Origin of the sequence: Kineococcus rhizosphaerae (assembly GCF_003002055.1) — a bacterium.
GTDB classification, from domain to species: Bacteria; Actinomycetota; Actinomycetes; order Actinomycetales; family Kineococcaceae; genus Kineococcus; species Kineococcus rhizosphaerae.
Window position 1 is genome coordinate 1 of sequence record NZ_PVZF01000003.1, and the last position, 13,482, is coordinate 13,482.

The 13,482-nt window shown below is 73.5% G+C and carries 15 protein-coding genes; 9 read left to right on the forward strand and 6 right to left on the reverse strand.

Annotated elements, in window-relative coordinates; all coding sequences use genetic code 11:
* The 4 genes from CLV37_RS07080 to CLV37_RS07090 form a co-directional block, all read left to right on the forward strand.
* A partial coding sequence (locus CLV37_RS07080) for a site-specific integrase (RefSeq protein WP_211298464.1) occupies window positions 1–1,290 on the forward strand: 1,290 nt, incomplete at its 5' end.
* 199 nt (window positions 1,291–1,489) lie between these two features.
* Window positions 1,490–1,639 carry a hypothetical protein gene (locus CLV37_RS27450; RefSeq protein ID WP_170127105.1) on the forward strand — a complete coding sequence of 50 codons (150 nt, stop codon included), beginning with the start codon at window positions 1,490–1,492 and terminating at the stop codon, window positions 1,637–1,639.
* A complete protein-coding gene (locus CLV37_RS07085; RefSeq protein WP_146149329.1) occupies window positions 1,636–1,827 on the forward strand; it encodes a hypothetical protein in 192 nt (63 codons plus the stop codon). Before CLV37_RS27450 ends, CLV37_RS07085 begins: the two co-directional genes overlap by 4 nt.
* Window positions 1,818–2,150: a hypothetical protein gene (locus CLV37_RS07090; RefSeq protein WP_146149330.1), complete on the forward strand. Its 333-nt coding sequence runs from the start codon at window positions 1,818–1,820 to the stop codon at window positions 2,148–2,150. Before CLV37_RS07085 ends, CLV37_RS07090 begins: the two co-directional genes overlap by 10 nt.
* Before the next feature lie 204 nt (window positions 2,151–2,354).
* On the opposite strand, the gene CLV37_RS07095 is transcribed toward CLV37_RS07090, so the two are convergent.
* The 4 genes from CLV37_RS07095 to CLV37_RS07110 form a co-directional block, all read right to left on the reverse strand.
* Window positions 2,355–2,660, reverse strand: coding sequence for a metal-sensitive transcriptional regulator (locus CLV37_RS07095; protein ID WP_106208675.1), 306 nt, complete (start codon window positions 2,658–2,660; stop codon window positions 2,355–2,357).
* 114 nt (window positions 2,661–2,774) lie between these two features.
* Window positions 2,775–5,162, reverse strand: coding sequence for a heavy metal translocating P-type ATPase (locus tag CLV37_RS07100; protein ID WP_106208677.1), 2,388 nt, complete (start codon window positions 5,160–5,162; stop codon window positions 2,775–2,777).
* Between the two features lie 192 nt (window positions 5,163–5,354).
* Window positions 5,355–6,089, reverse strand: coding sequence for a DUF305 domain-containing protein (locus CLV37_RS07105; protein ID WP_106208679.1), 735 nt, complete (start codon window positions 6,087–6,089; stop codon window positions 5,355–5,357).
* Window positions 6,090–6,178: 89 nt separating this feature from the next.
* Window positions 6,179–6,601 carry a DUF6153 family protein gene (locus CLV37_RS07110; RefSeq protein WP_106208681.1) on the reverse strand — a complete coding sequence of 141 codons (423 nt, stop codon included), beginning with the start codon at window positions 6,599–6,601 and terminating at the stop codon, window positions 6,179–6,181.
* A gap of 140 nt (window positions 6,602–6,741) precedes the next feature.
* Between CLV37_RS07110 and CLV37_RS07115 the strand changes: the two genes are divergently transcribed.
* A complete protein-coding gene (locus CLV37_RS07115; protein WP_106208683.1) occupies window positions 6,742–7,185 on the forward strand; it encodes an ArsR/SmtB family transcription factor in 444 nt (147 codons plus the stop codon).
* On the forward strand, window positions 7,182–9,134 hold the full coding sequence (locus tag CLV37_RS07120; protein WP_106209340.1) for a heavy metal translocating P-type ATPase: 1,953 nt from the start codon (window positions 7,182–7,184) through the stop codon (window positions 9,132–9,134). Before CLV37_RS07115 ends, CLV37_RS07120 begins: the two co-directional genes overlap by 4 nt.
* 254 nt (window positions 9,135–9,388) lie before the next feature.
* On the opposite strand, the gene CLV37_RS07125 is transcribed toward CLV37_RS07120, so the two are convergent.
* Window positions 9,389–10,306: a polymorphic toxin type 4 domain-containing protein gene (locus CLV37_RS07125; protein WP_146149331.1), complete on the reverse strand. Its 918-nt coding sequence runs from the start codon at window positions 10,304–10,306 to the stop codon at window positions 9,389–9,391.
* Between the two features lie 119 nt (window positions 10,307–10,425).
* On the opposite strand from CLV37_RS07125, the gene CLV37_RS07130 reads away from it, so the two are divergent.
* On the forward strand, window positions 10,426–10,746 hold the full coding sequence (locus tag CLV37_RS07130; protein WP_106208687.1) for a hypothetical protein: 321 nt from the start codon (window positions 10,426–10,428) through the stop codon (window positions 10,744–10,746).
* Window positions 10,743–11,582, forward strand: a complete 840-nt coding sequence (locus CLV37_RS07135) for a GGDEF domain-containing protein (RefSeq protein WP_106208689.1) — start codon at window positions 10,743–10,745, stop codon at window positions 11,580–11,582. Before CLV37_RS07130 ends, CLV37_RS07135 begins: the two co-directional genes overlap by 4 nt.
* On the opposite strand, the gene xylB is transcribed toward CLV37_RS07135, so the two are convergent.
* The gene (gene xylB, locus CLV37_RS07140) at window positions 11,563–13,014 is read right to left on the reverse strand and encodes a xylulokinase (protein ID WP_106209342.1); all 1,452 of its coding nucleotides are present in this window, start codon (window positions 13,012–13,014) and stop codon (window positions 11,563–11,565) included. The two genes, CLV37_RS07135 and xylB, sit on opposite strands and share 20 nt — an antisense overlap.
* Window positions 13,015–13,197: 183 nt before the next feature.
* Between xylB and CLV37_RS07145 the strand changes: the two genes are divergently transcribed.
* The gene (locus CLV37_RS07145) at window positions 13,198–13,452 is read left to right on the forward strand and encodes a DUF3073 domain-containing protein (RefSeq protein ID WP_106208691.1); all 255 of its coding nucleotides are present in this window, start codon (window positions 13,198–13,200) and stop codon (window positions 13,450–13,452) included.
* Window positions 13,453–13,482: the final 30 nt, after the last annotated feature.

Genomic DNA, 13,482 nt, shown 5'->3' on the forward strand with positions numbered 1-13,482 from the left:
GTCGCCTTCAGCAGCTCCACACTGCCCTCGGAGGTCCTCTCTTGCCTCAACGACCTGCGGTTACCGGCGTGTCACCAACGTCCATGGTCAGTACAGCTAGTCATGGCACACGCACGACGCCCCGGAGGCGGCCGCAAGGGCTGGCTCGGGGCCTACAGGAAGGCCGACGGGCGGGAGGCCACCAAGCTCTGGCCCACCAAGAAGGAGGCCACCACCTGGGCCAATGAGCAGGAACGACTGCTCCTGCGCGGCGAGTGGCTGGACCCGAAGAGCGGAAAGGTCACCGTTGGCGAGTACGCCGATGAATGGCTCGACTCCAAGCTGCACATCAAGCAGACGACCCGGGAGAACTACCGCAACGCCCTCGACAAGCGGATCATCCCGACCTGGGGCGCTGTCCCCTTGTCCGGCGTGACCCACGAGGGGGTCTCGTCCTGGGTCAGTCGGATGCACAAGGGGGGCTCGGCGGCATCGACGATCCGTGAGTCCTTCGTCGTGCTGAGTGGCGTCCTGGACCTCGCGGTCCGGCGTCAGCGGATCCCGAACAACCCGGCCAAGGGAGTGTCCCTGCCGTCCCTCCCACCGTTGGTGAACAGCGACCGCCGCTTTCTGACGGCCGAACAGGTGTGGAGGATCGCCGACCACATCTCCGCCGAACGTGACCGCCTTCCGTTTCTGGTCCTGACCTTCACGGGGCTGCGGGTGGGCGAGCTCGCAGGCCTTCGCGTCCGTGACTTCGATCAGCTCAAGCGTGAGGTGCGCGTCAGCCGCCAGATCATCAACCGAGGTGGTCAGCAGCGAGTGGAGACTCCCAAGACCGCCAGCTCGAACCGCACAGTTCCGGTGCCGCCGTTCCTCGTGGCCCTACTCACGGCCGACCTGGCCGGCAAGGGGCCGGACGACCCGTTGGTTCCTGCACCGCGTGGCGGGATCCTCCGGACGGAGAACTGGCGCAAGCGGGTCTTCGACCCCGCGGTCCGAGCGGCCGAGGTCGCGGTGCAAGTCCCAGGCGACACCGTTCGTCTCCACGACTTGCGGCACACCTTTGCCTCGCTGCACATCCAGGCGGGCACACCGCCGAAGCAGCTATCCGAGATGATGGGTCACAGCAGCATCGGCGTGACCCTCAACCGGTACAGCCACCTGTACCCGGGCGACCTCCACCGATTCGCCGACGCTCTTGAGACAGCGGCAGCAGCGGCTCGGAGGCCGCGCGCAGAACAGTCGCAGAACGAGCCCGCGACGGCGGGTGATCGCCTGACGGTCGTAAAGGACCCGAAGGCCGTCTGACCTGCACAGATGCAGGTCAAGGCAGGTAAACGATCTAAGCAGTGACTGTCTCACTGAAAATCGGAAGGTCAGCGGTTCGACCCCGCTCCTGGCCACCTGGGATCGAGCTCACGAAGGCCCCGGCGCACTGCGCCGGGGCCTTCGTCGTGACCATCCGCTCACCGCCGGTCATTGGCAGCTCTCCGGCGGCACGTCGAAGATGCAGGGGCGACGACGCACTGTCCTCGGCGAGCGCACCGACCCGGCCGCCCTCGACGTCGCCCCGGGGACGGCCCTGGCACCCGGCCCGCACCGCGTCGAGGTCGTCGTGGACGGGGTGCGCTCGGGCCTGTGGACGGTCGCGGGATGACGGGGTTCGCGGACCACTGGGAGCACCTGCGCGCGGAGTTCGCGCTCCTGGAGCACACGTTCGAACCCGCCGCGCCGGAGCACGCCGACGACCTGGCCGAGCTGCGGGCCGCGATCGAGGACCGCGTCGCCGCCACCGACCCGGGGGGCGGCTGCCGCTGGCGCGGATCGTGCGCGCCGTGCCGCTGACCCCCTGGGAGACGACCCTCGTCGTGCTGTGCCTCGGCGTCGAGCTCGACGCGCGCTGGGCCGCGCGGCAGGGGGACGCGGTGCTGCGCCGGCCCGGGACGGGACTGGCCCTGGAGCTGCTCACCGACCTCGCCCCGGCGGCGCTCGTGCGCCTCGGCGTCCGCGGGGAGTCGTCCCTCGCGCAGCTGCATGTGGACCACGTGGCGGTCGACTTCGCGCTCGAGGGCGACGAGGAGATCGCGCGCCGGCTCGCGCGGGCGTGGCTGGACGCGCTCGTCGGCGCGTCGGTGCGGCCCTCACCGGGTCCCTCACCGGATCCGTGACGCGTCAGGACACCGGTGACGGTCGCCGGGCTGAGCCTCCGCCGGCCCGCGGGTCGGCCGTCGCCGGGGGTGGCCGTGGTCGGGTCGTCCGCGGCGGCCGGGCCGTCGGTCAGGTGGGTGGTGTCCTGGCCGGCCACCCGTGAGCGGGCACCCTGCAGCTCGGGTCCGACCGTGCGCCTCCTGCGGGCCGCCGCTCGGGCGTCGTCAGGAGCGCACGAGCCGGGCGATGGCGGCCGAGGCTTCCTTGATCTTCGCCTCAGCCTCCTCGCCGCCGTGGGCGATGGCGTCGCGGACGCAGTGGGCCAGGTGTTCTTCCAGCAGGCTCAGCGCGACGGCCTCCAGCGCCTTGGTGGCCGCCGAGACCTGGGTGAGGACGTCGATGCAGTAGGAGTCCTCCTCGACCATGCGCTGCAGGCCGCGGACCTGGCCTTCGATGCGGCGCAGCCGCTTCAACTGCGCGGTCTTGGTGTCGGCGTAACCGGGCGGCGTCGTGGGCGTGAGGGCCGTCATCGCTGTCTCCTCCTGCAGCTGGGGGTCTCCATCATCCGACCGATCACCCGTCCGACCGATCACCACTGACCCGATCGTGGGGCTCGGGCCGCGCAGCGAGCGTGGGAGCGGGCGTCACAGGCGCTGGGTGCGCAGCCGCAGCGCGTTGGTGATCACGCTGACCGAGGACAGCGCCATCGCGGCGGCGGCGATGACCGGGGAGAGCAGCAACCCGGACACCGGGTACAGGACACCGGCGGCGAGGGGGATGCCGGCGGCGTTGTAGACGAAGGCGAACAGCAGGTTCTGGCGGATGTTGCGCATCGTCAGCTGCGAGGTCCGCCGGGCCCGCACGATCGCGGTCAGGTCCCCCTGCAGCAGGGTCACCCCGGCGCTCTCCATCGCCACGTCGGTGCCCGAGCCCATCGCGATCCCGACGTCGGCTGCGGCCAGGGCGGGGGCGTCGTTGACGCCGTCGCCGGCCATGGCCACGACCCGGCCCTCGGCGCGCAGCCGCTGCACGACGTCGCTCTTGCGGTCGGGCAGCACCTCGGCCTCGACACGGTCGATGCCGAGGCCGGCCGCGACCGCCTGGGCGGTGACGCGGTTGTCGCCGGTGAGCATGACGATGTCCAGCCCGGCCTCGCGCAACTGCTGCAGTGCGGTGGCGGTGGAGTCCTTGACCTGGTCGGCGATGGCGATGACCGCACGGACCTCGTCCTCGACGGCGACGAGCACGGCGATGGCCCCGGTCGAACGAACCTCGTCGGCCACGGCCTGGGCGGGCCCGGCGTCCAGACCCATCGAGGACAGCAGCCCGGCGCTGCCGATGGCCACGCGCTGGCCGTCGACCACGCCGCTGACCCCGCGACCGGCGGGGGCTTCGAAGTCCTGCACGACCGGCACCGCCAGCCCCCGCTGCTGGGCGGCGCGGACGACGGCCTCGCCCAGCGGGTGCTCCGAACCCTTCTCGACGGCGGCGGCCAGGCGCAGCACCTCGGCCTCGACGGCTTCGTCATCGGTCGTGACGGCGGGGACCAGGATGACGCGGTCCACTGAGGGGCGGCCTTCGGTGAGGGTGCCGGTCTTGTCCACGACCAGGGTGTCGACCTTCTCCAGCCGTTCCAGTGCCTCGGCGTTCTTGATCAGCACTCCGGAGCGGGCACCGCGGCCGACCCCGACCATGATCGACATGGGTGTGGCCAGGCCCAGTGCGCACGGGCAGGCGATGATCAGGACCGCGACGGCCACGATCAGGGCGTGCGCCAGGCGCGGGTCGGGGCCGGCGACGGCCCAGACGACGAAGGCGATGACGGCCACGGCGATCACGACGGGCACGAAGACGGCTGAGACCTTGTCGGCCAGGCGCTGGATCGGGGCCCGGGAGCGTTGGGCCTCGGCGACCATGGCCACGATCCGGGACAGCATCGTGTCGCGCCCGACGGCGTCGGCGCGCACGATCAGCGACCCGGCGGAGTTGATGGTGCCGCCCAGCACCCGGTCCCCGTCGGTCTTGGTGACCGGCATCGACTCACCGGTCACCAGGGACTCGTCGACCGAGGAGCGGCCTTCGAGGACGGTGCCGTCGACGGGGACCTTCTCCCCGGGGCGGACCCGCAGCCGGTCTCCGAGACCGACGTCGTCGAGGTTGACTTCCGTCTCCTCGCCTGTGTCGTCGAGGCGGCGGGCGGTCTTGGGGGTCAGGTCCAGCAGGGCGCGGATGGCGCCGGAGGTCTGCTCCCGGGCCCGCAGTTCCAGCACCTGGCCCAGCAGGACCAGGACGGTGATGACGGCGGCGGCCTCGAAGTAGACGTCGACGGCGCCCATCTCGTCGTGGAAGGCAGCCGGGAAGATCCCGGGGGCGACGGTGGCCACGGTGCTGAACACCCAGGCCACGCCGGTGCCCATCGCGATGAGGGTGAACATGTTCAGGTGACGGGTGCGCACCGACGCCGCACCGCGGACGAAGAAGGGCCATCCGGCCCACAGCACCACCGGGGTGGCCAGGGCGAACTGGATCCAGGTGGAGACGTCGCTGGGAATCGCGTCGTGCACGGCGGGGATGAAGTGCCGGCCCATCTCCAGGGCGAAGACCGGCAGGGCCAGCGCGAGCCCGATCCAGAACCGGCGTCGCATGTCGATGAGTTCGTGGCTGGGGCCGGTCTGGGCGGTGATGACGACCGGTTCCAGGCCCATACCGCAGATGGGGCAGCTGCCGGGTCCGTCCTGGCGAACCTCCGGGTGCATCGGGCAGGTGTGCTCCACCGCCTCACCCGGACCGGCCTGCACGGCGACCTTGGTGCTGGTCCCGGCGTGGTCGTGACCGGCGTGGTCGTGATGCGTTGCGACGTAGCGGTCGGGGTCCTCACTGAACGCCGCTCGGCATCCCGGTGAGCAGAAGGAGTAGGTGGTCCCATCGTGCTCGGCTGACGTCGTCGTCGCCGGGTCGACGCTCATGCCGCACACGGGATCCACCGCTGACGGTCGGGTCTCCAGCCGCGGGTCGTCGTTGCGAGTAGCCATGTCCTGAGCATACCCCCCAGGGGTAACCGCGCAAGGGGTGCGCGCCTCCGGCGGAGGACAGCTCAGGGACGGCGCGGGGTACGACGGGAAGGGAACTGGAAGCCTCCCGATGCCTCACCCGGCCTCGACCGAGCAACGGCTGGTGGGTGGGCCAGGCCCACCCACCAGCCACCTGATCTCTGCTCAGCTTCGTCAGCCGAGGGCGGTGAGCATCTGCTTCATCTGCTCGATCTCGCCGCTCTGGCTCGTCACGATCGAGTCGGCCAGCTCCTGGGCCTGCGGGTTGGAACCTCGCTGCTGCTCGGTCTGGGCCATCTGCACCGCGCCGGTGTGGTGCTCGATCATCAGCTGCAGGAACACCCGGTCGAAGTCGGTGCCGGTGGCGTTCTGCAGCTGAGTCATCTGCTCCTCACTCGTCATCCCGGGCATCCCCGACGTCGAAGAGCGGTCCATGCCCTCCACACCACCGGCCGTGCCGCCGGTCATGGGGGTCATCGAGGGAGCGGCCGTGGCCGGTGCGCCCCAGGCGTTCAGCCAGGAGGTCATCTCCTCGATCTCCGGCCGCTGAGCGGCCTCGATCTCGGCCGCGAGGTCCTCGACCTGCTGGCTGGAGGCCTGGGTGGTGGCCATCTGCGCCATCTCGACAGCGCCCTGGTGGTGGACGATCATCATCTGGGCGAACATCACGTCCTGGTCGTCGTGCTCGGCGTCGACGCTGCTGGTGGCGCCGGCCGAGGGGCTCGCCGAGGTCGTCGAGGACTCCGAGGCCATCGAGGAGTGGTCCATCGAGCCGGCGTCGTCGCCGCCGCAGGCGGCCAGGACCAGCGACAGCGTCGCGGCGGCGCCGAGGGCGACCACCCGCGCGAGCGGACGGGCGGCGGGTCGGGTCGTGCGGGCGGCGCGGGTCGTGGGAGTAGTGGTGCGCATCAGAGGTACAGCTCCTCGGGTGAGTCACGGGTGGAAGGCACGACGGAGCAGCGCGTGGACGAGGTCGTCCACGACGCGCAGGGGTCGGCCTAGACCCGGATCACGCAGAGGCTGACGCGTGGCCAGTGCCACGGCGGCGGCCCGCGCCAGGGCGTGGCGGCGATGACCTGGTCCAGCCAGGGGTCGGTGAGCCGGTACGAGGGGCGCAGGGCCTGGGCCGTGGCCCAGGCGAGCAGGACCACCAGCAGCGCGACGCCGGCGGACAGGAACAGCACGCAGTCACCCGTCGAGCGGTGGTGCTCGTGGTCGGTGCCCTGCAGCGAGGTGACCGACTCGGCGTGGTCCACGGCCGGCGCAGGGCTGGTCGACACGGAGGCGCCGGGGACGGCGGTGTGGTGGCGGCTGACGGCGGCGGCCAGGACGTGCATCGCACACAGCCCCAGGACCACGGCGAGCACGAGCAGGACGCGCGGGACCGTGGAGGTCCAGACGGGTCTGCGGGTGCCGCTCACGACCCCAACGCTAACCCCTGGGGGGTATGCGTGCAGGAGGGCACCTCGGCCATGCACCCCGGGTGCTGCGTCGACGGTGGTGGCGGTGGCGTCGATGCCCGGGACTTGACGCCCACCGGCCTCTGACTCAGCATCTGCGCATGAGTGAAGATGCGAAGCGCTGCACGTTGGGCGTGGACAGTCAGTACGTCGAGGTGGCCGCGGAGGTCTTCTCCCTGTTGTCCGACCCCACCCGCATCCGCATCGTCCTGGCGCTGCGCGGACAGGAGCTGTCGGTGAACCACCTGGCCGACGTCGTCGGCAAGAGCCCCACGGCGGTGTCCCAGCACCTGTCCAAGCTGCGGTGGGGGCGGATGGTGGCCACCCGCCAGGACGGCAACCGCGTCTTCTACCGGCTGGTCGACGAGCACGCCCGCAACCTGGTCGCCGAGGCCGTCTACCAGGCCGAACACGCGCTGGAGCCGCAGACGGCTCACCAGCGCGCCGGAGTCGACGGTGCCCCCGTGCACACGCACCGGTCGGTGGGTGTCGACGCCCCGGCCACCTCCAGCCCGACGTCGACCGGGGAGTGCCCCGTCCGATGACCAGCGTCCTCGCCCCGCGTCCTGACCTGGAGCGGGCCGGCCGCGTGCTGCCGCGCCCGCCGTCGATCCTCCGCACCGGCCTCCAGCTCCCCGAGGTCCGCTGGGCCGGGCTGGCGCTGGTCCTGTTCCTCGTCGGCGGTGCGCTGCAGCTGACCGGAGCCCCGACCTGGGCGTACTGGGCCGCCTACCTCACCTGCTACGCCGCCGGTGGCTGGGAACCGGGCTGGGCCGGGCTGCAGGCCCTGCGCGAGAAGACCTTCGACGTCGACCTGCTCATGGTGCTGGCCGCCGTCGCCGCCGCCGGCATCGGCCAGGTGCTCGACGGGGCGCTGCTCATCGTCATCTTCGCCACCTCCGGGGCCGTCGAGGCGATCATCACCCAGCGCACCGCCGACTCCGTCAGCTCCCTGCTGACCCTGACCCCCGAGCAGGCCACCCGCCTGGACCCGGCCACCGGCACCGAGCAGGACGTCGACGTCGCCGACCTGGCCGTCGACGACCTCGTCCTGATCCGCCCCGGCGAACGCATCGGCGCCGACGGCACCGTCGTCGAGGGCCTGTCCGAGGTCGACCAGCAGGCCATCACCGGCGAGTCCGTCCCCGTCCCGCGCGGGCCCGGTGACGAGGTCCTGTCCGGGACCGTCAACGGCACCGGCGCCCTGCGGGTCCGGGTGCAGCGCGAGGCCGGCGAATCGGTCATCGCCCGCGTCGTGGCGATGGTCGAGCAGGCCTCGGCGACCAAGGCCACGACCCAGCTGTTCATCGAGAAGGTCGAGCAGCGGTACTCCCTGGGCGTGGTCGTCGCGACCCTCGTCGTGCTGGCCCTCCCGGTGGTCTTCCTCGACAGCTCGTTCGAGGACGCGCTGCTGCGGGCCATCACCTTCATGATCGTCGCCTCACCCTGTGCGGTGGTGCTCGCGACCATGCCGCCGCTGCTGTCGGCCATGGCCAACGCCGGCCGTCACGGGGTGCTGGTGAAGTCGGCGACGGTCATGGAGGCCGTCGGGCGCACCACGGTGTTCGCCTTCGACAAGACCGGCACCCTCACCGAGGGCACCCCCGAGGTCACCCGGGTCATCACCGCCGGACGCCTGAGCCGGGACCAGGTGCTGCGCACCGCCGCGGCCGCCGAGCAGTTCAGCGAACACCCCCTGGGCCGGGCCGTCCTCCGCGCAGCCCACGAACGCCGGCTGCAGATCCCGGCCGCGAGCGAGTTCCAGTCCCTGCCCGGACGCGGCGTCGTGGCCTCGGTCGACGGTCACGCGATCCGGGTCGAGCGGGCCGAGCACCCTCGAGGTGACGTCGGGATCGGCACCGTCGTGGGGGTGCACCTCGACGAGGCGCTGGTCGGGACGATCACCCTGGTCGACCGGCTGCGCCCGGACTCGGCGGCCGCGGTCGCCGCTGCGGCGGCACTGACCGGCAAGCCGGTGCACCTGCTCACCGGGGACGACGAACCGGCGGCCGCGGACGTCGCGGCCCGCACCGGGATCGGCGCCGTGCACGCCCGGCTGCTGCCGCAGGACAAGTCCCGCGTCGTCACGCAGTTGCAGGACGCCGGGGAGCGGGTCCTGCTCGTCGGGGACGGGGTGAACGACGCGCCGGCGTTGGCGACCGCGGCGGCGGGGGTGGCGATGGGCCGGCGCGGCTCGGACCTGGCGCTGGACACCTCTGACGCGGTCGTCGTGCGCGACGAGGTCGACGCCGTTCCCCGGCTGGTCGCCCTCTCGCGCCGGGCTCACCGGATCGTCGTGGCCAACCTCGTCGTCGCGGCCACCTTCATCGTGGTGCTGGTCACCTGGGACCTCGTCGGGCACCTGCCGCTGCCGTTGGCGGTGGCGGGGCACGAAGGGTCCACGGTGGTCGTGGCCCTGAACGGGCTGCGGCTGCTGCGGGCAGGTGCGTGGGAGCAGCGGTGTCTCGACGCAGGACCGTCACCGACGTCCTGACGCACGACGATCCCCCGCCGGGTCCCGCACCGGGTCCCCGACGTCGCGACGTCCGACCCGGGGGTCCCGGGAGCAGGGTGTGCGCCACGGTCCAGCTGCCGTCGGGGGCGACGCGCACGTCGAACGTGATGGCCTCGCCCTTGGCGACGTGGACGTCGTGGTGCAGCGAGGTCAGCACGTCGACGTGGTCGTACCCACCACCCTCCAGCGGGATCGCCAGCCGCCGTCCCCGAGCCGGACCTGCACGTCCGGCGTCAGGCCCTGGTCGCGCAGGGACCGCAGGAACAGCTCGATCCCCCGCCGCTGCGCCTGCTGCTCACGCCCTCGGGCGCGAGCAGGAGGCCGAGGAACTCCTCGGGACCGAACCCGGGGCCCACCAGGTGCGCGCGCTGCCAGCCGGCGACGAGGTCGGCGAGCCGGGCCGCCAGCCCGTGCGGGTCGGTGCCCAGCCCGCGGATGCCGCTCCCGCCCAGCGTGCAGCCCTCCAGGCCGACGCCCGGGACCTCCCCGCGGCTGAGGGACTCGCGCAGGGCCCCCTCGGCGAGGAACTCCGGCTGGGACACCTCCAGGGCGGTGAACACATCGACTGCGGACGCGGCGGGCAGGGGTCCGAGCGCCTGCGCGCGGGCGCGGGCGGCGTCGGACAGGGCCCGCGCCGACCCGGGTTCGGCGACGCTGCCCGCGGGGGCGGGCCGGCCGGGCGGCAGCACCTCGGGCTGGTCCCCGACAGGGGTGACCTCGAACCCGGACGCGCGCAGCACCTCGTCGGCCTTCACGGCCTCGACGCGCAACCGTTCCAGCGCCTCGCGCACCGCCGCGTCCCCGCGGCCCCGGCTGCGCTCGTACGCCTCCCGGGCCCGCTGGAGCCGCTGCATCTGCAGGCGCCTCCCGCCACGCGACGGGCAGGGGGTCGGCGCCCCCGGCCTCCAGGGTGTGGCCCGACGCCCACGCGCGCAGGATCTCCACCGACCACTGCTCGAGCTGCGGGCCGACGCCCCCGCCTCCCGCCGCCGGTCGCGGTAGAAGTCGTCGAGGTCGCGCAGCACCCACTCGAACACCGGGCTGGAGGGGGCGAGGTGGGTGGTCTGGTCGCCGTGCTCGCGCGCGTACGCCTCCGGGTCGGCGACCTCGATCCGCCGGCCGGGTTCACCGGCCATGGGGGGCAGTTCCACGACGATGCAGCTCCGCTGCCGCACCGATCACTCTGCGTGCACCGCTCGTCCTGCGCCGAGAAGCTGCTCGCCCGTGAGCGGGGGGTCAACGGTCCAGGGACCGCGGGTAGCCTCCTGCCGTGCCGAAGATCCCCAGCCCCGCCCTCGTCGCCCCCGCCGTCCTCGGGGGGTACGCCGTCGGCCGGGCCACCGGGAACCGGCGGCTGGCCGGGGTCGCGCTGGCCGCCGGGGTCGGCGCGGCCCTGCCTCGCTGGGCGCAGGGCTCCCCCGTCCTCGCCGCGGCCCTGACCGCGGGCACCGTGGGCCTCGTGGGCGTCTCCCACCCCCTGTCGAAGCGGCTGGGACCGTGGCCGGCGGTGCTGACGACGACGGCCGCCGCGGCGGTGCTGGCCGGGATCGGCGACGCGTTGGCCGCACGCTCCGGCGCCGCCGGATCGTGACGCCCGCGGGGGCCGACTGGCGCACCCTCGCTTCCCGGACCCCGGCCACCCTCCTGCTGACCGGGACGACCGTCCTGTGGGCCTCGGCGGACCTGCAGCGCCTCGTGGGGGCCGACCCCCAGCTCCTCGTGGGTCGCGACGTCCTGGACCTCGTGGTCGAGCACGACCGAGCGCGGGCCCGGTCGGCGCTGGCCGAGGCGGTGCGCCGTCCCGGTGAGCGTCTGGGACCGCTGCGGGTGCGGCCCCGGCAGCGGCCGGACCTGCGGGTCGAGGTGGTGGCCCGCGCCCGGGGCGCGGGCCACGTCGTCCTGGCGGTCTGGGACGTCTCCGAACGCGTCGCCGCCGAACGGTCCCTGGAGCACCGCGCGTCCCACGACGTCCTGACGGGGCTGCCCAACCGGGCCCTGCTGGCCGAGCGGTGGGAGCGCTCGCGGGCGCGGGCCGGCCCCGCGGCGCGGACGTTCGTGCTGCTGTGCGACGTCGACGGCCTCAAGGAGGTCAACGACCGGTGCGGTCACCGCGCCGGCGACGCGCTGCTCGTGGAGGTGGCCCGGCGGCTGGCCGCCGAGGTCAGGCCGGGTGACACCGTCGCGCGCCTGGGCGGGGACGAGTTCGTCGTGCTCGTCGACGCGGTCCCGCCCGAGCACGTCGAGGCGCTGGTCCGGCGGCTGCGCCGGACCGTCCTGCGGGCTCAGGAGGGCGCGGACGTCCGGTTGTCGGTGGGGTGGGCGGCCGACGACGCCGACCGTTCCTTCGAGGCGGTGCTGGCCGAGGCCGACGGGCGCATGTACGAGGACAAGCGCGCGAACCGCGGGGTCACGGGCGGGTCGCCGTGAGGTCGCGCACCTCGGCGTAGCGCTCGCGGACGCCCGGGGTGGGGTCGGCCTCGAACGTCTGCGAGCGCCCGAGCGACCACGCGGGCGGCGCGTCCCCGCCGGCGAGGACCCAGGCGGCCTGCCGGGCGGCGCCGTCGGCCACGTACTCCCCCGGCTCGGGGACGACGACGGGCCGCCCGAGCACGGCCGGGGCCAGGACGCGGACGGCCTCGGAGCGGGCCCCGCCGCCGACGAGGACGACGCGCCCGATCCGGCACCCCTGCTCGACGAGCGCGTCGAGGCCGTCGGCGAGCCCGCACAGCAGGCCCTCGACCGTGGCGCGGGCCACGTGGGCCGGCGTGGAGGTCGCCAGCGTGAGCCCGTGCAGGGCGCCCGTGGCGTCCGGGCGCACGGGGGTGCGCTCGCCCTCCAGGTAGGGCACGAGGACCAGCCCGCCGCTGCCGGCGGGCGCCGACAGGGCCAGCCGGGACAGCTCGGCGTGGTCGACGCCGAGCATGCGCGCCGCGGAGTCCAGGACGCGCGCCGCGTTGAGGGTGCAGATTAGCGGCAGGTACCGCCCGGTGGCGTCGGCGAACCCGGCGACCAGGCCGCTGGGGTCGTGGGTGGGGACCTCGCTGACCACGCTCACCACGCCGGAGGTGCCGATCGAGACGACGACGTCACCGACCTGCGCGCCCACGCCGAGCGCGGCCGCCATGTTGTCGCCGGTCCCGGCGCCGAGCAGGGCCCCGCGCGAGAGCGGGCTCGCGCTCGGCCCCGCCGACGCGGCCGGGGCGAGGACCTCGGGCAGGTTCGGCGTGGCCCCGAAGGCCTTGTGCAGCAGGTCTTCGCGGTACGCGCCCTCGCGGGGCGACCAGTAGCCCGTCCCGCTCGCGTCGCCCCGGTCGGTGACCAGGCGCGCCCCTCCCGAGAGCTTGAGGGTGAGCCAGTCGTGGGGCAGGCAGACCGACGCGGTGCGGGCCACCGACTCCGGTTCGTGCTCGGCGATCCAGCGCAGCTTGGTGATGGTGAGGGAGGCGACGAGGACGCTGCCGACCTGCTCGGCCCAGGCCCCCGGCCCCCCGAGCTCCGCGGTCAGCGCGTCGGCCGCCTCGGCCGACCGGCCGTCGTTCCACAGCAGCGCGGGGCGGACCACCTCGCCGGCCTCGTCGAGCAGGACCGACCCGTGCTGCTGGGCCCCGACGGCGATCGCGTCGACGTCGTCGAGCCCGCCGGCGTCGGCGACGGCCTCCTCGAGGGCCCGCCACCAGTGCGCGGGATCGACCTCGGTGCCGTCGGGGTGCTTGGCCCGTCCGACCCGCAGCAGCTCGCCGGTGCCGGCGTCGCGGACGACGACCTTGCAGGACTGGGTCGACGAGTCGATCCCGGCCACGGTCGGGCGGTCCTTCGAGCGGTCCTTCGCGGCGGTGGTACCGGCTCCTGCGCTGGTCATGGGCACAGCTAACACGATCCCCGGGCCCCCGGGTGAGCGGCCGGCGGCCCGTCCGGGGGCCTGTCGTCGCGACCGGGATGCCGGAACGTCTCCCGGGCATGTACCGTTGGGGGCACGGAGAGATGACAGCTGCTCCGGGGTCAGCACAGTCTGCCCCGGCCGACGCGCGAGGGGGTCGACGCCATGGGGCGCGGCCGTCAGAAGGCCAAGCAGACGAAGGTCGCTCGGGAGCTGAAGTACTTCAGCCCCGACACCGACTACAACGCTCTGCAACGTGAACTGCACGGGCCCGACCCGTACCGCCAGACGGGGCGCCAGCCGGCCCCGGAGGCGACGGAGTCTGACGTGGAAGACGACTCGGACGACGACTCCGAGGACTGGTCGAAGTACACCGCGACCGACGACTACGACGACTGGTCGTCCAAGCGCCGGGCTTGACCCGGCGCAGCGCGAAGTCCTGCAGCACCA